The 17,666-nt window shown below is 59.5% G+C and carries 17 protein-coding genes; 5 read left to right on the top strand and 12 right to left on the bottom strand.

Annotation, left to right across the window (positions count from 1 at the left end):
* Positions 1-49: 49 nt before the first annotated feature.
* The 3 genes from AB7M23_RS07425 to AB7M23_RS07415 all read right to left on the bottom strand — a co-directional run bounded on the left by AB7M23_RS07425 (position 50) and on the right by AB7M23_RS07415 (position 3,264).
* Positions 50-982 (bottom strand): SdiA-regulated domain-containing protein, encoded by a 933-nt coding sequence (locus AB7M23_RS07425; RefSeq protein WP_454240522.1) that lies wholly within the window; start codon positions 980-982, stop codon positions 50-52.
* Between the two features lie 176 nt (positions 983-1,158).
* On the bottom strand, positions 1,159-1,824 hold the full coding sequence (locus AB7M23_RS07420; protein WP_454240521.1) for a fumarylacetoacetate hydrolase family protein: 666 nt from the start codon (positions 1,822-1,824) through the stop codon (positions 1,159-1,161).
* Between the two features lie 42 nt (positions 1,825-1,866).
* The gene (locus AB7M23_RS07415) at positions 1,867-3,264 is read right to left on the bottom strand and encodes an FAD-binding oxidoreductase (RefSeq protein WP_454240520.1); all 1,398 of its coding nucleotides are present in this window, start codon (positions 3,262-3,264) and stop codon (positions 1,867-1,869) included.
* 172 nt (positions 3,265-3,436) lie between these two features.
* Here AB7M23_RS07415 and serA point away from each other — a divergent pair, with 172 nt between their 5' ends.
* Positions 3,437-4,666, top strand: coding sequence for a phosphoglycerate dehydrogenase (gene serA, locus AB7M23_RS07410; protein ID WP_065758008.1), 1,230 nt, complete (start codon positions 3,437-3,439; stop codon positions 4,664-4,666).
* 59 nt (positions 4,667-4,725) lie between these two features.
* Here the strand turns inward: serA and AB7M23_RS07405 are convergent, their stop codons facing one another.
* Positions 4,726-5,199 (bottom strand): DUF4399 domain-containing protein, encoded by a 474-nt coding sequence (locus AB7M23_RS07405; RefSeq protein ID WP_330522197.1) that lies wholly within the window; start codon positions 5,197-5,199, stop codon positions 4,726-4,728.
* Between the two features lie 232 nt (positions 5,200-5,431).
* Here AB7M23_RS07405 and AB7M23_RS07400 point away from each other — a divergent pair, with 232 nt between their 5' ends.
* A complete protein-coding gene (locus tag AB7M23_RS07400; protein ID WP_065758010.1) occupies positions 5,432-6,202 on the top strand; it encodes a transporter substrate-binding domain-containing protein in 771 nt (256 codons plus the stop codon).
* Here the strand turns inward: AB7M23_RS07400 and AB7M23_RS07395 are convergent.
* Together AB7M23_RS07395 and AB7M23_RS07390 are read right to left on the bottom strand one after the other, a co-directional pair.
* Complete coding sequence (locus AB7M23_RS07395) at positions 6,199-6,687, bottom strand: DUF523 domain-containing protein (protein ID WP_454240519.1); 489 nt, start codon at positions 6,685-6,687, stop codon at positions 6,199-6,201. The two genes, AB7M23_RS07400 and AB7M23_RS07395, sit on opposite strands and share 4 nt — an antisense overlap.
* A gap of 1 nt (position 6,688) precedes the next feature.
* Positions 6,689-7,321 carry a 2OG-Fe(II) oxygenase gene (locus AB7M23_RS07390; RefSeq protein WP_065758012.1) on the bottom strand — a complete coding sequence of 211 codons (633 nt, stop codon included), beginning with the start codon at positions 7,319-7,321 and terminating at the stop codon, positions 6,689-6,691.
* A 113-nt stretch (positions 7,322-7,434) separates the two neighbouring features.
* On the opposite strand from AB7M23_RS07390, the gene AB7M23_RS07385 reads away from it, so the two are divergent.
* On the top strand, positions 7,435-8,184 hold the full coding sequence (locus AB7M23_RS07385) for a DUF2059 domain-containing protein (protein WP_065758013.1): 750 nt from the start codon (positions 7,435-7,437) through the stop codon (positions 8,182-8,184).
* On the opposite strand, the gene AB7M23_RS07380 is transcribed toward AB7M23_RS07385, so the two are convergent.
* The gene (locus AB7M23_RS07380; RefSeq protein ID WP_454240518.1) at positions 8,177-9,118 is read right to left on the bottom strand and encodes an alpha/beta fold hydrolase; all 942 of its coding nucleotides are present in this window, start codon (positions 9,116-9,118) and stop codon (positions 8,177-8,179) included. The genes AB7M23_RS07385 and AB7M23_RS07380 overlap by 8 nt on opposite strands.
* A 97-nt stretch (positions 9,119-9,215) precedes the next feature.
* Between AB7M23_RS07380 and AB7M23_RS07375 the strand changes: the two genes are divergently transcribed.
* Together AB7M23_RS07375 and AB7M23_RS07370 are read left to right on the top strand one after the other, a co-directional pair.
* A complete protein-coding gene (locus tag AB7M23_RS07375; protein ID WP_454240517.1) occupies positions 9,216-9,785 on the top strand; it encodes a DUF6436 domain-containing protein in 570 nt (189 codons plus the stop codon).
* 107 nt (positions 9,786-9,892) lie between these two features.
* Positions 9,893-12,268 (top strand): penicillin acylase family protein, encoded by a 2,376-nt coding sequence (locus AB7M23_RS07370; RefSeq protein ID WP_454240516.1) that lies wholly within the window; start codon positions 9,893-9,895, stop codon positions 12,266-12,268.
* 45 nt (positions 12,269-12,313) lie between these two features.
* On the opposite strand, the gene AB7M23_RS07365 is transcribed toward AB7M23_RS07370, so the two are convergent.
* From AB7M23_RS07365 to trxA, 5 genes are all read right to left on the bottom strand, one after another.
* Positions 12,314-12,961, bottom strand: coding sequence for a gamma-glutamylcyclotransferase (locus AB7M23_RS07365; protein ID WP_099773300.1), 648 nt, complete (start codon positions 12,959-12,961; stop codon positions 12,314-12,316).
* A gap of 272 nt (positions 12,962-13,233) precedes the next feature.
* Positions 13,234-14,205 carry a CDP-6-deoxy-delta-3,4-glucoseen reductase gene (locus AB7M23_RS07360; protein WP_454240515.1) on the bottom strand — a complete coding sequence of 324 codons (972 nt, stop codon included), beginning with the start codon at positions 14,203-14,205 and terminating at the stop codon, positions 13,234-13,236.
* Positions 14,205-15,671 (bottom strand): 4-hydroxy-3-polyprenylbenzoate decarboxylase, encoded by a 1,467-nt coding sequence (gene ubiD / locus AB7M23_RS07355; protein WP_099773298.1) that lies wholly within the window; start codon positions 15,669-15,671, stop codon positions 14,205-14,207. The genes AB7M23_RS07360 and ubiD overlap by 1 nt, the downstream gene beginning before the upstream one ends.
* Before the next feature lie 127 nt (positions 15,672-15,798).
* A complete protein-coding gene (gene rho, locus AB7M23_RS07350) occupies positions 15,799-17,058 on the bottom strand; it encodes a transcription termination factor Rho (protein ID WP_065758020.1) in 1,260 nt (419 codons plus the stop codon).
* A 229-nt stretch (positions 17,059-17,287) separates the two neighbouring features.
* On the bottom strand, positions 17,288-17,617 hold the full coding sequence (gene trxA, locus AB7M23_RS07345) for a thioredoxin TrxA (protein ID WP_065758021.1): 330 nt from the start codon (positions 17,615-17,617) through the stop codon (positions 17,288-17,290).
* Positions 17,618-17,666 lie beyond the last annotated feature (49 nt).

The following is a 17,666-nucleotide window of genomic DNA, read 5'->3' as shown; positions in this document are numbered from 1 at the left end:
CTAACCATACCCACCTGAATCGAAGCTTAAAGCACCAGGGCAAGCACGCTTAGTGCTTGCGGAAGCGATAGAACAGGTTCGGCTCGCTGACCATATACAGCGTGCCCTGCTCATCCATGGCAACCCCTTCAGCCCGTGGAATACGCTTTTGCAAACCGTTGAAGCCGCCCTGCAGGGTCATGAAGCTGACCTGTTGGCCCTGCTGATCCAGCTCGAGCAACATGTTGGAGTCGGCCGACAGCACCAGCATATGGCCCGTACGTGGATCAATGCCAAGGGCAGATACATTGCGCAGATCGAGTTCGTCGCTGGACAGCGACTGTTTCTGACCGCTCAATTGGCCCGAACTATCGCTACTCCAGGTGAACAACTTTGGTGGCCGCTCCTCACCCAACACCAACCGTTGGCGTTTTGGCTCCCAGGCAACCCCCTCGAACGCCTTGTTCTGATTCTTCGACGGCCCAAGGTCGTATTGCGGGAAGTCGGCGCTGTTCAGCGCCTTGGTATCGGCATCGACCCGGATGATGGTCACGGTATGATCGCGCTCATCAACAATTGCCATGCGTCCACCCTCCAGCACGGCAACCCCCTCGGGGTTGCTCCAGCCATTGAGGGGCATCTTGCGCAGCACATCACCGTCCAGCGTCAGTTGAACCAGGAACGGGTTCTTGCCCATCACCGCGAACAGGGTTTTGGTTTGCGGGTCGTAGGAGACATCTGAAGCTTCGTCATCTTCCATGCCAGGCAGCACCTTGGCATCAATGTCGGCGTGGTAGTCCGGCAACCAGACGCTAGCCCGTTGTTCTGCCGGGCTCTCGAAACGCTCTTTGATCCAGAGCAGGCCACGATCATCCCAATGCATGGCATAGGCCACGCCATAGCCGATGACCGCCGCAGTCGCCAACCAGGTCGACCAACGCAACATAAAAGGACGCTTGCGCACAAACGGCAGAGAGTCGCCGGAAGGAAACGGTGTGGTCATCGAGGATTCCTGCTTGTTTTTTACCGATTTAATAGCACAGCACCGGCAGGTTCACGTGAACCAATGCGCAGGCATTATCCGGATGACTTGTGAAAAATCGGTAAAAGCAGGCTGACTGTAACGATAAAGCAGGTGGCAGCCATTACGACTGCCACACAGGTCCGGCGTACCGGCGCTCAGAGTACCTTGCTTTCGAAACGGCTGATGCCCGGCAGCTCCAGCACCAGTTCGTCCCCCTGATTCAGCGGGCCGACGCCTGCTGGCGTACCGCTGAGGATCACATCACCGGCCTGCAGGGAAAACTGTGCCGCCATGTACTGGATCATCGGAACAATCGGATTAAGCATCAGCTCGCTGTTGCCATCCTGGCGTACCTCGCCATTGATGCTCAGACGAATGCCGATATCGGTCAGGTCCTCGAAGGTACTGGCCGGCACGAACGGTGCCAGAACGCAGGCGCCATCGAACGACTTGGCCAACTCCCAGGGCAAGCCCTTTTCCTTCAGCTTGGACTGAACGTCACGCAGGGTCAGGTCCAGTGCCGGGGCGAAGCCGGAGATCGCATCGAGCACTTCTTCCTCGTCGGGCTGGGTCGACAGCGACTTGCCCAGCAACACGGCGATTTCCGCCTCGTAGTGCACCGAACCACGCTCGGTCGGGATCTTGAAGCCACCCTCGAGCGGCACGACACAACTGCCGGGCTTGATGAACAACAAGGGTTCAGTCGGTACCGGGTTATTCAGTTCCTTGGCATGTTCGGCGTAATTACGGCCAATGCACACCACCTTGCCCAACGGGAAGTGAATACGCGTGCCGTCTAGATACTGGTGCTGGTAGCTCATTGCCGACTCCTGGCGCTGTTAATCACTTTTGGGGGAAACGCGTCACTCGACCGGGAAGATCTTGCCCGGGTTCATGATCCCATTCGGGTCGAAGGCGGCCTTAACCGCCTTCATGTACTCGATTTCCACGGGCGAACGGCTGTAGGTCAGGTAGTCGCGCTTGGTCATGCCAACACCGTGCTCGGCAGAAATCGAGCCGTTGTACTTCTCTACCGTTTCGAAAACCCATTTGTTGACGGTAGCGCACTTGGCGAAGAACTCGTCCTTACTCAGGTTTTCCGGCTTGAGGATGTTCAGGTGCAAATTGCCGTCGCCGATATGGCCATACCAGACGACTTCAAAATCAGGGTAGTGTTCGCCGACAATCGCATCGATATCCTTCAAGAACGCCGGCACTTTCGATACGGTGACCGAGATGTCGTTCTTGTAGGGCGTCCAGTGCGAGATGGTCTCGGAGATGTACTCACGCAGTTTCCAGAGGTTTTTCAGTTGTTGCTGGCTCTGGCTCATCACACCGTCGATCACCCAGCCTTGCTCCACACAGTGCTCGAAGGTTGCCAGGGCGTCGTTGGCCACCTCTTCGGTGCTCGCCTCGAACTCCAGCAAGGCATAGAACGGGCAGTCGGTGTCAAAGGGTGCAGGCACATCGCCACGCGCCATGATCTTGGCCAGGGCCTTGTCGGAGAAGAACTCAAAGGCGGTGAGGTCCAACTTGCCCTGGAAAGCATGCAGCACCGGCATGATCGAGTCGAAGTCCGGGGTGCCCAGGACCATCGCGGAGAGGTTCTTCGGCGCGCGGTCCAGGCGCATCGTGGCTTCAACCACAAAGCCCAGAGTGCCTTCAGCCCCAATGAACAACTGACGCAGATCGTAACCGGTGGCGTTCTTGATCAAGTCCTTGTTCAACTCAAGCAGGTCGCCCTTGCCGGTGACGACTTTCAGACCAGCCACCCAATTACGGGTCATGCCGTAGCGAATAACCTTGATACCGCCGGCATTGGTGCCGATATTGCCGCCAATCTGGCTTGATCCTGCTGAAGCAAAGTCAACCGGATAGTACAGCCCCTGGTCTGCCGCGAACTGCTGCAGTTGCGCGGTAATCACCCCAGGCTGGCAGACGACCGTACGATCACCGGCGTTGAAACCGAGAATCTGGTTCATGTAGTCGAAGGCCACTACCACTTCGCCATTGGCCGCAACGGCTGCGGCGGAAAGCCCGGTTCGCCCGCCCGACGGCACCAGCGCAACCTTGCGCTGGTTGGCCCAGCGGACGATGGCCTGTACCTGTTCGATGCTCTTCGGAAACACGATGGCCAGCGGTGCCGGCGCAAAATGTTTGGTCCAATCCTTGCCGTACGTATCGAGGGAAGCAGCGTCGGTCAGTACCTTGCCAGGTTCAACCAGAGTCAACAGCTCATCAATCAGCGCAGGATTGGTCATCGATAGAACTCTCGAACAATTCATAGTCACCCTGAGGACTCTTCACGTGCCAGGGATGGGCGTATCAAGGGGTCGTTATGCTAGCATATGCCCCCCGCTAATCGTGCTTCAGGCCGATCTGCGACAGCTTCTCTTCCCTGCCATTTTTTCTCCGGGACACAGGTTTACGCAGATGAGCAAGACTTCTCTCGATAAGAGCAAGATCAAGTTCCTTCTCCTCGAAGGCGTCCACCAAACTGCCGTGGACGTCCTTAAGGCCGCCGGGTACACCAACATTGAGTACCTCACCGGCTCTCTGCCCGACGCCGATCTGAAGGAAAAGATCGCCGATGCTCACTTCATCGGTATCCGCTCGCGCACTCAGCTGACCGAAGAGGTTTTCGACTGCGCCAAGAAACTGGTCGCTGTCGGCTGTTTCTGCATTGGTACCAACCAGGTCGACCTCAACGCGGCTCGCGAACGCGGTATCGCCGTGTTCAACGCACCGTACTCCAACACCCGTTCCGTTGCCGAACTGGTACTGGCCGAGGCCATCCTGCTGCTACGCGGCATCCCGGAGAAGAACGCGTCCTGCCACCGTGGTGGCTGGATCAAGAGCGCGGCCAACTCCTTCGAGATCCGTGGCAAGAAGCTGGGTATCGTCGGCTACGGCTCGATCGGCACCCAACTGTCGGTCCTGGCTGAAGGCCTGGGCATGCAGGTTTACTTCTACGACACCATCACCAAGCTGCCGCTGGGTAACGCCACTCAGGTGAACAACCTGCACGAGCTGCTGGGCATGTGCGACATCGTCTCGCTGCACGTTCCAGAAACCGCAGCCACCCAGTGGATGATCGGCGAGAAGGAAATTCGCGCCATCAAGAAAGGCGGCATCCTGATCAACGCCGCCCGTGGCACCGTGGTCGAACTGGACCACCTGGCTGCGGCCATCAAGGACAAGCACCTGATCGGCGCCGCCATCGACGTATTCCCGGTCGAGCCACGCTCCAACGATGAAGAGTTCGAAAGCCCGCTGCGCGGCCTGGACAACGTCATCCTGACCCCGCACATCGGTGGCTCGACTGCCGAAGCGCAGGCCAACATCGGCCTGGAAGTGGCAGAAAAGCTGGTCAAGTACAGCGACAACGGTACGTCGGTATCCTCGGTCAACTTCCCTGAAGTGGCCCTTCCGGCCCACCCAGGCAAGCACCGTCTGCTGCACATCCACCAAAACATCCCGGGTGTTCTCAGCGAGATCAACAAGGTCTTCGCCGAAAACGCCATCAACATCTCCGGTCAGTTCCTGCAGACCAACGAGAAGGTGGGTTACGTGGTTATCGACGTAGATGCCGAGTACTCCGACCTGGCCCAGGAAAAACTGCAACAGATCAAGGGCACCATCCGTTCCCGCGTTCTGTTCTAAGCATCCTGCGGCATAAAAAAGGGAGGCCCTGATGGCCTCCCTTTTTTTGTGTGCCGTGTTTACTTGACGGTCACTGTGATCTTCTTCGATTCAACACTTGGCTTGAATGGCACGTGGAACTTGTCGCCCAGCACCAGTTGCAGCGTGTGCTTGCCTGGCGTCAAGGTGATCTGGGTTTCAGTCTGCGCCTTACCGAAATGAACAACGTGCTCACCCGGCGGCAGCGGCTGATTGTCGGCCGGCAACACCGTGGCTGGCAGCACCTGGTCAGCAGCAGGCTCTTTGCTCACGTCGACCAACAGGTGGTGATGACCGGTGTGCGGGGTATCATCGCCGGCAGGCTTGAGCGCCATGCCTTCGATACCAAACTTGACGGTAAAGGTCTTGTCCACCGTAGCCCCATCGGCAGGGGACAGAATGGAAACCTTGGCCCCTGCAGGCGGTTCCTGGCTTTTCAGGCCCTCGGCTGCTGCCAGAACGGAGACGCCCATTAGCAGACCAGCAATAGCTGCACACGAAATCAGGCTTTTCATTCACTACTCCTGTGATTTACTTCACTAACAGAGGCTGCAAAATAGTGCGGCAGCAGCCAATAACCATAGATCAATTGGAACGGTCTGTGTTTGTCTGTCTTCCTACAAAATATTTTGTAGGAAACGTCTAACATCCACTACCGACCAAGGTCCTAGGTGGCGTTCGACCGCAGCATTTGCATAAAGTCGCGGCGAACCGATCTTCAACTGCCAAAATAAAACAGGGGCAACAATGCGTTTGACCATAGGGGTATTGCTTGCAGCCCTGCTCAGTACAGCAGCGCACGCGGAACTGATCGACGACGTTAACGACCGCAACGAGCTGCGCATTGCCGTCCAGGCATCCAACCCACCGTTCAATTTCAAGGACAATGACCAACTGAGCGGCTTCGAGATTGAACTGGGACGCGCCCTGGCAAATGAACTGGACGTCAACGCCTCGTTTATCGTGACCGACGCCACCGACCTGATCATGGGCGTGGAAAGCGGCAAATACGACATCGCCCTCAATCAGATCAGCGCAACCCCTGAGCTCAAGGATCGCCTGGATTTCAGCGCGCCCTACAGCTACTCCAGCGCCCAACTTATCGTGCGCAAGGAAGAAAAACGCCCACTGACAACCCTGGACGCCCTGAAGGGGCACACCCTGGGCTTCGTTCAGGGCAGCCAGTTTGCCGAACAGGCGCGCGTCATTGAAGGCGTCGACCTGCGCGGCTATCCGGATACGCACCAGCCCATAAAGGACATGGCCGACGATCAGATCGACGCCGTCATCAGCGATCGCTTGCTGGTGCCATATGCCGTGCGCGACAGCAAACTGCCCGTTACCGAAGGCGCAACTGTCGGCCCTGTGCTTAACCTGGCGATTCCCTTCCAGAAGGGTAACCCGGCTTTCCACAGCGCTCTGGACAGCGCACTGCAGCGCATCAAGAACGATGGTCGGTTGAGCGCGATGTCGGAAAAATGGTTCGGGATGGATGCCAGCAAACCGCCGAAGCCTTAAGCCTCAAGCGCATTCAATGCCTGCAATGCGGCGTCCAGCTCCAGCTCGCTGAAGACCTGAACGCCCTCGCGGCGCAGCAGTGCCGTGGTAACACCCTCGCCTGGCACCTTGGTGCCACTGAACGTGCCGTCATAGGTCAGGGCATTGCCACAGGACGGGCTACCGGACTTGAGCACGGCAATATGGATGCCGAGTTGCCGCACCAGCTGCAATGCCCGCTCGGCACCGGCCAAAAAGGCCGTACTGACATCCTCGCCATCGACGTTCACGACCGCTACACGCCCCTCAAGTACGGCAGCGCCCTGGCCTCCGGGGATTTCCGCAGGTGGCCGCGGTGTCGGCAAACCACCTGCCACCTCGGGGCACAAGGGCACGACACGGCCTTGCCGCTGCCATTGCTGCAGGCAATCCGGATGTCCGCTGGCACGACCGTCATAACGCACCGGCTGGCCGAGCAGGCAGGCACTGACCAACACCATTTGCATGTCAGAATGGCTCGTTGCCGCGTCGGCGAAACCAGCCCGTCAGAGACAGGCGATCACGAGTGGCCGGCAGCACCTCATGGGGAATGTCCCCGGAGAGGAACACCACCAGGCAACCGCCAGTTGGCTGTACATCATGCTCGACCCCACCCTTGAGGCTCATGCGCAGTTGTCCGCCGTTCTCTGGCAGCCAGGCTTCATTGAGGTAAAGCACCGCCGACACCATACGTCGGTCATCGTCGCGGAAGCGGTCCAGGTGCTGACGATAGAACGCACCTGGCGGATAGAACGCAAAGTGGCATTCAAAGTCCTCAAGCCCAAGGAACAAGCTGCGGTTCATTGCCTCGCGCAGGCTGTCCATCACCCCCAGGTACTGATCGCAAGCCTCGGACTCACCGGGCTCGATCCACTGGATATGGTCGCCGCGAATACCCTCGCGAACCTCCTGGGTAGCGCCGCGCCCGACGGCTGCAGGGGCTAGATCACCCTCGGTCTCACGCTTGCGGCACTCAGCCGCCAGTGCCCGCGTCAGGGTTTCTGGCAGGAAAATATTCTGCTGCGACCAGCCATGGCTGGCCAGGTCATCAACGATACGTAACAACAGTGGGTGATCAGAGGATATGCGCATGCCGCGCATAGTATCTATCTGCCAAAAAAATCGACAGCGCCACTTGGCTGACAGAACACATCGCGTCTCGACAAAGGCCCGCCAAGGCACGGACAATAGCGCTCTGCCGACAGGAGTCTTTAATGCGTCGTTTGTTTTTTCTGCTGCTATTGAGCTGCACCATGCCTGTCTGGGCAGACAGCCTCGACCAACTCTACAAGGTCGCCGGCTGGCCTGAGCAGCGCGCCCACTTTACCGATGCCCTCGATGCCGCCCAGCAGCGCTACCAAAACAGCCTGCCGCCTGCGGTGTTTCAAGCATTGGTCAACAACAGCAACCAGCGTTTCGAGCCAAAGGCTGTAGACGCCCGCGCCGCCGCCCAGTTACGCGCCAACCTGAGCAATCCGACACCGGCCCTGGCGTTTTTCCAGTCGCCGCTGGGACGCAAGATCGTCGCTGCCGAGCTACTGGCCACCCGCCGCGACCAATTGGCCAAGAATGCCAAGGGCTTGCCGCGTATTCAGGCCAGCGATACCCGCCTGTTGATCATTGGTCACCTGGCCAAGGCCCTGCCGGCCCGCGAAGCCGGTGCCGAAGTCAGCCTGGCGATTGCCGGCGTGGCGGCGGACAGCCTCAGCCAGATGATTCCGGGACTGCTCGGTGGTGGTCAGGCTCAGGGCATGCTTGACGGCCAGCGCGCACGGCTGATGGAGCAGATCGGCAACGACCTGAACAACACCCTGCTCTACGTCTACCGCGACCTGTCGGACCCGGAGCTGGAAGAGTTCGCCAGTTTCGCCGAGTCTGCAGAAGGTCAGGCCTACTACAAGGCCGCCCTCGCGGCGATTCGTGCCGGCCTGGCGGTCGGCCAGAACAGCGCCGACCTCAAGTAAGGTGCTCGCCAATGAACGCGAAGTAGCGCTGGCGAATCGTCGGCAGTTCATTGGCCAGGTGGTGTCGCGCCTCGGGCAGCATCAGCACCTGAGGCTGGGCGAATTTCTCCCGTAGCACCAACAGGTTATGCGGCCAGTCAACGGTCATGTCCGACTGCCCCTGAATGATCAGCGGCCGACGCGTACTCGGCGGCGCAGCCTCGATACGCTTGACCCATTCAATCAGTGCTCCAACCCAGGCCGTGGGCAAACGCCGCGGTTGCAAGGGGTCTGCCAGCAGGAACGGCAGAAACGTCGGGTCGTTGGTGTTCTCGCTGAAACGCCGCTCAATGCCCTTCACGAACGGTCGCAACAGGTAGTAGCTGAACCTCGACCAGCCCCAGGCGCGAGGTCGCACCAGGGGTGCCAGCAAAATCACCCGACCCTGGATCGGGCTGTCATCACCGTGATTCAGTATATGGTCGATCACGATGGCGCCGCCCGTGCTTTGCCCGCACAGGTGCCAGGGCTGCGGCAGGCCCAGTGCGGCCGCTTGCGCGAACAAGGCCTCAAGCACCTGTTGATACACCGCGAAGTCATCGATACTGGCCCGCTCGCCACTGGACAGGCCATGCCCAGGCAGGTCACAGGCAATTACACTGAAGCCCTGATCCAGCGCCCAGTCGATGACATGCCGGTACAAGCCCATATGGTCGTAGAAGCCGTGCAACAGGATCAGTGTCGCCACCGGGGCCGGCGCCAGCCAGACCTGGCCGACCACGTCATAGCCGGCCACCTGGAATCGGCCCAACCAGCGCTCCACCGGCACCGGGCGCGCCGGCAGGTCCAGACCATAAAAGTGCTGATACGCCGACGCCTGCGCTGACAGTGGCTGACGAGCCGATAGCGGCTGCAAGCTGGCGCGCAAAGCATCTGGCTGGAACGAAGCGGACATAGCGGGCATCCAGGCACAAAAACAAAGGATTGATCCACGATATTCATCTGTCGTCACTGGCATGGCAAGCTATGCGCCCTTTTGTGGACCCATGGACATGCCTCGATCACGTGCAAAAACGCTGTTAACCGGCCTGACCCTGCTGCTTTGCGCAGCCATCCTGTGGTGGGCCTATGACAGCTTCCAGAGCCGCTACCTGCGCACGTTCGACAACCAGACCGCACTGTTTGCCGGTGACAACCTGCACCTGCCTGCCGACCTCGCCGGCCCCGGGCCGATCCGCGTGGTGCACTTCTGGGACCCGGCCTGCCCGTGCAATGTTGGCAACCAACAGCACCTGGGTGAGTTGATCGCACATTTTGCGCCCCAAGGCGTAGCCTTCTATGCGGTACAGAAAGCAGGCAGCCACGGCCAGTTGCCGCCCAACCTGAGCGCCCTGAAGCCCTTGCCGACACTGCCAGGCGCTGAACAGCTGCCCGCCAGCCCAGCCGTGGCGATCTGGGACCGAGACGGCAAGCTGGCCTACTTCGGCCCTTACAGCGAAGGCGCGACCTGCAATTCGAGCAACAGCTTTATCGAGCCGATTCTGCAGGCGCTGAGCCAAGGACGCTCAGTCAGCGCCACGCACACCTTGGCAGTGGGCTGCTACTGCCCATGGGGCGCCTGATTTCTCACCCCCCTTGCCGATGGGTTGAGTTTGCAACGTCTATCCTCTGTCCGAAAACACACGCGCCCGTTGTTGAAGCCGTCACTCGCCCCACACAAGGAGTCTCGATGAAACGCAGCCTGAGCTTACTCGCCGTCACCCTCACGGCACTGGCCGCCGGTGGCTTCTGGTATGTACAGAGCAAATTGCCGCAACGTCAGGGCGAGGTAACACTGGCCAACCTGCAAGCACCCGTCAGCGTGCGCTATGACGAGCGTGGCGTACCGCATATCCGAGCGCGTAACGAGACCGACCTTTACCGAGCACTGGGTTACGTACATGCCCAGGACCGCCTGTTCCAGATGGAAATCATGCGCCGTCTGGCCAGCGGTGAACTGGCCGAGGTGCTCGGGCCGAAACTGGTGCCAACCGACACGCTGTTCCGCAGCCTGCGCATCCGCGACCAGGCCAACCTGATGGTGAGCCGTCAGGACAAACAATCGCCCGCCTGGATAGCCCTGCAAGCCTACCTGGACGGCGTTAACGCCTGGCAGGCCTCCCACCCCAAACCGATAGAGTTCGACATACTGGGTATCACGCCACGCCCCTTTACGGCCGAGGACACCCTGAGCATCGCCGGCTACATGGCGTACAGCTTTGCTGCCGCCTTCAGGACCGAACCGGTGCTCACCTATATCCGCGACCAACTGGGCCCGGACTACCTGAAAATCTTCGACCTGGACTGGCACCCTGAAGGCGCGGTACAGGCAGCACCCAAGCTCGCTGCCGCCGACTGGCAAAGCCTCAACCTGCTAGCCCAACGCAGCCAGCAGGCACTGTTTGACGCGGGCATCCCGCAATTCGAAGGCAGTAACGCCTGGGCCGTGGCCGGTAGCCACACCCGTAGCGGTATGCCGCTGCTGGCAGGCGACCCGCATATCAGTTTTGCCGTGCCAGCCGTATGGTACGAAGCCGAGCTGTCCGCACCCGGCTTCAATCTGTACGGCTACCACCAGGCGCTGAACCCCTTTGCCTCGCTGGGGCATAACCGCGAGTTCGGCTGGAGCCTGACCATGTTCCAGAACGACGACCTCGACTTGATCGCCGAACAGGTCAACCCGACACAGCCCAATGAGGTTCGTATCAACGGCCAATGGCAAGCGCTGACACGTAGCGAAGAGCAGATCATGGTCAAGGGCGAACAACCGGTGACCCTCGCACTGCGCAGCTCACCGCACGGGCCAATCGTCAACGACGTGCTAGGCAAAACCGCCAGCACCACCCCGATCGCCATGTGGTGGACGTTTCTCGAAAGTGAAAACCCGATACTGGATGGTTTCTACGAAATCAACCGCGCCAATACCCGGGACAAAATGCGCAGCGCTGCCGCGAAGATCCACGCGCCAGGCCTGAACCTGGTCTGGGCGAATGCCCGCGGCGACATCGGCTGGTGGGCCGCCGCCCGGTTGCCGATCCGTCCGGAGGGCGTCAACCCGGCATTCATCCTCGATGGCAGCAGTGCACAAGCCGACAAGCTCGGCTTCTACCCGTTCAGCGCCAACCCCCAACAGGAAAACCCGGCCAGCGGTTATATCGTCTCGGCCAATGCCCAGCCACAGTCACCGACCGGCATGCCCATTCCCGGCTATTACAACCCGGCCGACCGTGGTCAACAGCTGGCCCACCACCTTGCAACCGACCAGACCCAATGGGATATACACAACAGCCAGGCATTGCAGTTGGGCACCACCACCGGCTATGGCCCGCGCACCCTCGCACCGCTGTTGTCGGTACTGCGAGAAGTCGCCGAGGGGGAACAGGAAAAGGAACTGGTCGAGCAACTGGCCGCCTGGCCTGGCGACTATCCGCTGGACTCGATCAGCGCCACCGTGTTCAACCAATTCCTCTATGAGCTGAGCCGCGCCGCCCTGCACGATGAACTGGGCGACCTGTGGTTTGACACCCTGATCTCGACCCGCGTCATTGACGCAGCGCTACCGCGCCTGGCCGCTGACCCTGACTCGCCGTGGTGGGAGCATAGAGGCAGCAACGAACGTGGCAACCGCAAGGATGCTGTTGCCCAAGCCTGGCATAACAGCCTGGCGCACCTGCGCAAAACCCTTGGCAACGACCCGGCAAGCTGGCAATGGGGCAAAGCACACACCCTGACCCACGGCCACCCGCTGGGCCAACAGAAACCGCTGGACAGGCTGTTTAACGTAGGGCCGTTCAATGCCCCAGGCAGCCATGAAGTGCCGAACAACTTCTCGGCGAAGATTGGCCCGGCACCATGGCCGGTGACCTATGGCCCCTCGACACGCCGCCTGATCGACTTTGCCGATGCCGGCCAGTCCTTGAGCATCAACCCGGTTGGGCAAAGTGGCGTGTTGTTCGATACCCACTATGCCGACCAGGCCCGGGACTACATGGACGGGAAGTACCAACGGGCGCAAATGGGGGTGATCCCGGCGAAGAGCATATTGCATCTGACACCGGAGCCCTGACAGCCCTGCGACCAGCAAGTCGGTAAAGGCCAGCCTTGCTGGCCCCTACACCTCGCGGGAATGACAGCGACGAAACCGTGCTTCCAGATTGCGATCGGGCATGGCATGGCTGCGCAGGGCGTTCAGGGTCTGCTCGACATAGTCGCGGGTGCTGCCATACCGCCCCTTGGCCTGGGCAAAGATCTGGCTAAGCAACGTATCCGGCAGATTGCCGGCGTAACACGGCAAGTGCCGCTCCAGGACAAAACCCAGTGCCTGAACCTTGCTGCCGTCATCCAGTCGGCAACTCAGCCAATGTGGCCGATAGGCCGGATAGGGCATTTCTCGCTGCCAGAGCGCCAGCAACGAATCGTGCAGATGCTCTTCCGGCAGACGGTAGGCAAACCCGCTGCAGGAGCCGCCGCGGTCCAGGCCAAAGACCAGCCCTGGGCACTCCGGCGTGCCACGGTGCTCATGGGACCACAGGTAGAGGCCGCGATGATAACCATGCACCCGCGCCCGACGCCGCTCCTCGGCGGAGCACTCTGGACGCCAGATCAACGAACCGTAGGCAAACAGCCAGACCGGCCCCCCTTGATGCAAGGCCATGGTGCGATGAACCGAGTGCAGAAGTTGCTCTTGAGTCAATTGCGACCCGAAATCAAGCAAGGGAGGATACGCCACATTCACAGATGCAGTTTCAATTGCCGACATAGCCGTCGCCAGAATTCCCCGTGAGTTAATTAGGTAACTCACTCTAAAACAAATACACAGTCCGTGCAGTTACCGTACGGCAGATGGCCCACGAAAAACAAGCCCTCAAACGGCCTGAAAGGGCCGCTGTACAAGTGTTTCAGCAAGTAATAGCAGACACTTGCAAGTGCCGCGAAAGTTAATTTCAGCCCCTGCAACAATGGCCTTTCTAATGGCAAGCGACAATAACGGTTAGTTAGTAAGGCGCGCTGTTGCAGCGCGCCTTGATCCCGTTAGCCGTTTCGCGGCGCATAGGCGAAGACATCGGCACGCATTTGATGCGCATCCATGCCGGCACTCACCAAAGCATCGAGCGTGGCATAGATCATGGCCGGCGAACCGCTGGCGTAGACCTGTACCGAAGACAGTTCGGTAATGTCTTCACACACGGCTTCGTGCAACAGGCCGCAGCGCCCCTCCCAGCCACACAGGTCACTGACCACCTTGTGCAGGTACAGGTTAGGTAGCTGCTGCCACTCGTCCCAGTGCTCAAGCGCGTAGAAATCTTCTGGACGACGCACACCCCAGTACAGGTGCACCGGGTACTTGAAACCTTGCGCGCGGCAATGCTCGATCAGGCTGTGCATCTGCGCCATACCGGTGCCTGCAGCGATCAACACCAACGGGCCTTCCGGCAACTCGGCCAAGTGCGTATCACCGAACGGCAGCTCAACACGGGCCATGCCCTGACGCTGCAGTTGGGCAATCAAATCACGCGCACTGCTCTCACGGGCCAGCACGTGCAACTCCAGATCACGCCCACAATGTGGCGCCGAGGCCAGGGAAAAAGCCGATTTCTCGCCGTTTTCCCGCTCGATCATCAGGTACTGCCCAGCGTGATAGCGCGGTGGCTTGCCGGCAGGCGCACGCAGGCGCACGCGCCAGACGTCACCGCCAAGCTCGACACACTCACTCACCTGGCAAGCCAGCTTGCGCACTGGCAGCTCGCCCAGCGCCAACACACCGTCCCATAGCAAGGTGCAATCCTCGAGGGGTTCGGCAATACAAGTGAACAGTTCGCCGTGATCACGCACCTGCCCTTCCTGGCGCACACGACCGTCAACCAGCAGTGCGGCGCAGACATGGCAGTTGCCATTGCGACAGCTCTGTGGGCAGTCGTAACCGAGACGCTGCGCCGCTTCCAGAATCCGTTCTCCGGGCTTGATCGTCAATACCGCACCGGAAGGCTGCAACGTTACCTGCATCAGTCTATTCCCAACTGGTTCCACAACTCATCGATTCGCCGTGTGACAGCCTCATCCTTGACGATGACGCGGCCCCACTCACGGGTAGTCTCGCCTGGCCACTTATGGGTTGCGTCCAGGCCCATCTTCGAACCCAGCCCGGAGATCGGCGAAGCGAAATCCAGGTAATCGATTGGCGTGTTGTCGATCATCACCGTGTCGCGCTTGGGGTCCATGCGCGTGGTAATGGCCCAGATCACGTCATTCCAGTCGCGGGCATTGATGTCATCATCAGTGACGATAACGAATTTGGTGTACATGAACTGTCGCAAAAACGACCACACACCCAACATCACCCGCTTGGCATGCCCCGGGTACTGCTTCTTCATGGTCACTACCGCCATGCGGTAGGAACAGCCTTCCGGCGGCAGGTAGAAGTCGGTGATCTCCGGAAACTGCTTCTGCAGGATCGGAACGAACACTTCGTTGAGTGCCACACCGAGAATCGCGGGCTCATCCGGCGGCCGCCCGGTATAGGTGCTGTGGTAGATCGGCTTGGTCCGGTGGGTGATTCGCTCGACGGTGAATACCGGGAAGCTGTCGACTTCGTTGTAATAGCCGGTATGGTCGCCATATGGCCCTTCTGGGGCCATTTCACCGGGATGAATCACCCCTTCCAGGATGATCTCGGCGCTCGCCGGCACTTGCAGATCGCTGCCACGGCATTTGACCAGCTCGGTGCGGTTGCCCCGCAACAGGCCGGCAAAGGCGTATTCGGAGAGGGTGTCGGGAACCGGGGTCACAGCGCCGAGAATGGTTGCCGGGTCAGCGCCCAAGGCCACCGCCACCGGAAATGGCTTGCCCGGGTTCTTATCGCACCACTCACGGTAGTCGAGCGCACCGCCTCGGTGGCTCAACCAGCGCATGATGACCTTGTTGCGGCCAATCACCTGCTGACGATAGATGCCGAGGTTCTGGCGATCCTTGTTAGGCCCACGGGTAACCGTCAGGCCCCAGGTAATCAGCGGCGCGACGTCGCCTGGCCAGCAGGTCTGCACCGGCAGCATGCCCAGGTCGACATCATCACCCTCGATAACCACTTCCTGGCAGACCGCGTCTTTGACGACCTTGGGTGCCATCGACACGACCTTCTTGAAGATCGGCAGTTTCGACCAGGCATCCTTCAACCCTTTCGGTGGCTCTGGCTCCTTGAGGAAAGCCAGCAACTTGCCGATTTCGCGCAGCTCGCTGACCGACTCGGCACCCATGCCCATGGCCACGCGCTCAGGCGTGCCAAACAGGTTGCCAAGCACCGGAATATCATGCCCGGTAGGTCGCTCGAAGAGCAGAGCCGGGCCTTTGGCCCGCAGGGTGCGGTCGCAGACTTCGGTCATTTCCAGGACAGGAGAAATCGGAACCTGGATGCGCTTGAGTTCGCCACGCTGTTCCAGGCCGCGGATAAAGTCGCGCAAATCGCGATACTGCATGCGTAAGCCTCATGTTGGCCGTATCGGACGGGGTGGCAAAGTGTAGCCTTATACCCGGTCGGCCAGAATAGCCAATGTGCAGATAGCAAAAAGCCGGGTTTCCCCGGCTCTTGCGACCTGCTCGAATTTACTTGCGCTTCATCGAGAGGAAGAACTCGTCGTTGGTCTTGGTCTGCTTGAGCTTATCGATCAAGAACTCAATGGCCGCAACTTCGTCCATCGGGTGCAGCAGCTTGCGCAGAATCCACATGCGCTGCAGTTCGTCGTCGGCGGTCAACAGCTCTTCGCGGCGAGTACCGGAACGGTTGATGTTGATGGCCGGGAAGACGCGTTTTTCAGCGATCTTGCGGTCCAGAGGCAGTTCCATGTTACCGGTGCCCTTGAACTCTTCGTAGATCACTTCGTCCATCTTCGAACCGGTTTCAACCAGCGCGGTGGCGATGATGGTCAGCGAACCGCCTTCCTCGATGTTACGCGCAGCACCGAAGAAACGCTTTGGCTTCTCCAGGGCGTGGGCATCGACACCACCGGTCAGTACCTTGCCGGAGCTCGGGATGACGGTGTTGTAGGCACGGGCCAGACGGGTGATGGAGTCGAGCAGGATGACTACATCCTTCTTGTGCTCGACCAGGCGCTTGGCCTTCTCGATCACCATTTCAGCCACTTGTACGTGGCGGGTTGGCGGCTCGTCGAAGGTCGAGGCAACCACTTCGCCACGCACCGTGCGCTGCATTTCGGTCACTTCTTCCGGGCGCTCGTCGATCAGCAGAACGATCAGGTGGCACTCGGGGTTGTTACGGGTGATGTTGGCCGCGATGTTCTGCAGCATGATGGTCTTGCCCGCTTTTGGCGGTGCGACGATCAGGCCGCGCTGACCTTTACCAATTGGCGCGCAGAGGTCAATGACCCGGCCAGTAAGGTCTTCGGTGGAACCGTTACCGGCTTCCATCTTCAGGCGCACGTTCGGGAACAACGGCGTCAGGTTTTCAAACAGGATCTTGTTCTTCGCGTTTTCTGGACGGTCGAAGTTGATGGTGTCGACTTTCAACAGTGCGAAGTAACGCTCACCTTCTTTTGGTGGGCGGATCTTGCCAACGATGGTGTCACCGGTGCGCAGGTTGAAGCGGCGGATCTGGCTAGGCGAAACATAGATATCGTCAGGGCCGGCCAGGTAAGAGGCATCCGCCGAACGCAGGAAACCGAAACCGTCCTGGAGAATCTCCAGCACGCCATCACCGGAGATTTCCTCGCCGCTTTTCGCATGCTTTTTCAACAGGGAGAAAATCACATCTTGCTTGCGCGAACGGGCCATATTTTCTATGCCCATCTGTTCGGCCATTTCGAGCAGATCGGTAATCGGCTTTTGCTTGAGTTCAGTCAGGTTCATAAGGGGAGTGACGTAATCATGTAAGAAGGGAGAATTAAGCTTCTGGCTTAATGAAGCCGCGCCGCAAAGAAGGCGACAGGATCGCGTACTGATTCGAATTGGGGATGCGTCGGCGACGGCGTGCAGAGGGCACCGAAGAAACAGTGCGAGGCCGAATGTACCACTTGCTTTTTCTGGCGTCTAGTCACCGAGCAAAGAAAAGCCCCGACAAATGCGGGGCTTTTTTGACTCAGATATTGGCGTCCAGGAAGGCCGCCAGCTGAGACTTCGACAGTGCGCCGACCTTGGTGGCCTCGACGTTGCCGTTTTTGAACAGCATCAGGGTAGGAATACCACGCACGCCGTGCTTGGCTGGCGTTTCCTGGTTTTCATCGATGTTCAGCTTGGCGACGGTCAGTTTGCCTTTGTAGGTTTCGGCAATGTCGTCCAGCACTGGAGCGATCATTTTGCAAGGGCCGCACCATTCAGCCCAGTAGTCCACCAGCACTGGGCCCTCAGCCTTCAGCACTTCCTGCTCGAAGCTGGCGTCAGTGACGTGTTTGATAAGATCGCTGCTCATGGAAGTCTCCAAGGTCGTAAGCAAAAAAACGTCGCCCATCATAGCCGCC

The sequence above is a fragment of the Pseudomonas sp. HLS-6 TE3448 genome (genome assembly GCF_053629555.1).
This window is presented reverse-complemented; position numbering and strand designations above follow the sequence as displayed.

What these genes read in the sequence shown, in the direction of transcription:
- AB7M23_RS07425 (WP_454240522.1), bottom strand. Translation starts at nt 982, where the DNA reads ATGACCACACCGTTTCCTTCCGGCGACTCTCTGCCGTTTGTGCGCAAG.
- AB7M23_RS07420 (WP_454240521.1), bottom strand. Translation starts at nt 1,824, where the DNA reads ATGAGCTACCAGCACCAGTATCTAGACGGCACGCGTATTCACTTCCCG.
- AB7M23_RS07415 (WP_454240520.1), bottom strand. Translation starts at nt 3,264, where the DNA reads ATGACCAATCCTGCGCTGATTGATGAGCTGTTGACTCTGGTTGAACCT.
- serA (WP_065758008.1), top strand. Translation starts at nt 3,437, where the DNA reads ATGAGCAAGACTTCTCTCGATAAGAGCAAGATCAAGTTCCTTCTCCTC.
- AB7M23_RS07405 (WP_330522197.1), bottom strand. Translation starts at nt 5,199, where the DNA reads ATGAAAAGCCTGATTTCGTGTGCAGCTATTGCTGGTCTGCTAATGGGC.
- AB7M23_RS07400 (WP_065758010.1), top strand. Translation starts at nt 5,432, where the DNA reads ATGCGTTTGACCATAGGGGTATTGCTTGCAGCCCTGCTCAGTACAGCA.
- AB7M23_RS07395 (WP_454240519.1), bottom strand. Translation starts at nt 6,687, where the DNA reads ATGCAAATGGTGTTGGTCAGTGCCTGCCTGCTCGGCCAGCCGGTGCGT.
- AB7M23_RS07390 (WP_065758012.1), bottom strand. Translation starts at nt 7,321, where the DNA reads ATGCGCGGCATGCGCATATCCTCTGATCACCCACTGTTGTTACGTATC.
- AB7M23_RS07385 (WP_065758013.1), top strand. Translation starts at nt 7,435, where the DNA reads ATGCGTCGTTTGTTTTTTCTGCTGCTATTGAGCTGCACCATGCCTGTC.
- AB7M23_RS07380 (WP_454240518.1), bottom strand. Translation starts at nt 9,118, where the DNA reads ATGTCCGCTTCGTTCCAGCCAGATGCTTTGCGCGCCAGCTTGCAGCCG.
- AB7M23_RS07375 (WP_454240517.1), top strand. Translation starts at nt 9,216, where the DNA reads ATGCCTCGATCACGTGCAAAAACGCTGTTAACCGGCCTGACCCTGCTG.
- AB7M23_RS07370 (WP_454240516.1), top strand. Translation starts at nt 9,893, where the DNA reads ATGAAACGCAGCCTGAGCTTACTCGCCGTCACCCTCACGGCACTGGCC.
- AB7M23_RS07365 (WP_099773300.1), bottom strand. Translation starts at nt 12,961, where the DNA reads ATGTCGGCAATTGAAACTGCATCTGTGAATGTGGCGTATCCTCCCTTG.
- AB7M23_RS07360 (WP_454240515.1), bottom strand. Translation starts at nt 14,205, where the DNA reads ATGCAGGTAACGTTGCAGCCTTCCGGTGCGGTATTGACGATCAAGCCC.
- ubiD (WP_099773298.1), bottom strand. Translation starts at nt 15,671, where the DNA reads ATGCAGTATCGCGATTTGCGCGACTTTATCCGCGGCCTGGAACAGCGT.
- rho (WP_065758020.1), bottom strand. Translation starts at nt 17,058, where the DNA reads ATGAACCTGACTGAACTCAAGCAAAAGCCGATTACCGATCTGCTCGAA.
- trxA (WP_065758021.1), bottom strand. Translation starts at nt 17,617, where the DNA reads ATGAGCAGCGATCTTATCAAACACGTCACTGACGCCAGCTTCGAGCAG.